This window comes from Paenibacillus sp. FSL H7-0331 (assembly GCF_001956045.1).
In genome coordinates this window covers 1-772 of the sequence record NZ_MRTH01000159.1, presented here as the reverse complement: position 1 = coordinate 772, position 772 = coordinate 1, and the positions used below count along the sequence as shown (strand labels likewise).

The following is a 772-nucleotide window of genomic DNA, read 5'->3' as shown; positions in this document are numbered from 1 at the left end:
GGTACGTCAGACTGTCTAACAACTGATTGCTAAGTACTCTTTAAAACGTGGATTCATGCTATTTTGCTCAAATAAACGTTATGCATATTTAATATCAAAGGAGCACGGTCTCTTAAGAGACGTAAGAGCTCTTTCACGCCTATTATTTTGATCATTCTCTTTAAATTATAGGCAAGACAAATTAAATTGGTCTCAGTACCTACTGAAGCCAACCCTCGTGTTAAAAAGTATGTATAGCCCCAGTGACGTTTTATCGTCCCGAAAGGGTGCTCAACAATTTGCCCTCTTTGCTTATAAATATTACTTTGTCTATGCGTATTTTCGGTAATCTGTTCGATCACTTCTTCGTCACTAAGCCTGGTTACCGCCCTTCCGCCTTTGGCAGAAGTACAGGACTCTTTATGTCCGCAAAAATCGAAGGCTTCGCAAGTGTAACGCCTATACTCTTTGCCATCTTGTTTTCCATTCCATTGGAAAGGTAATTCATAACCCAACGGGCAAATATATCTATCGTTTATGGAATCATATTTAAAGTTCGCTTTATCAAATCCACTTGCCACTTTGTTTTGCTTTCCCTTTTGCGGCTTAATTAAGAGTTCTGTGCTTTCGTCGACAACGTCGATGATTTCAAGGTAATTATAATAGCCTGTATCGGCGACAATTGTAGTTTTTTGATCACGAAAAACCTGCTTTGTTTTATGCGCCATATTAGACAACTGCCCTTGGTCGTTGACATCATTGACCGTATCGCAGTCCACGATTAGTTTATATT

General features: G+C 39.1%; 1 protein-coding gene. It reads right to left on the bottom strand.

All coding sequences use genetic code 11. The annotated features are described in order from the left end of the window. Positions 1–53 precede the first annotated feature (53 nt). Positions 54–772 (bottom strand): transposase (locus tag BK127_RS42260; RefSeq protein WP_144026753.1); only part of this gene is annotated, 719 nt, incomplete at its 5' end.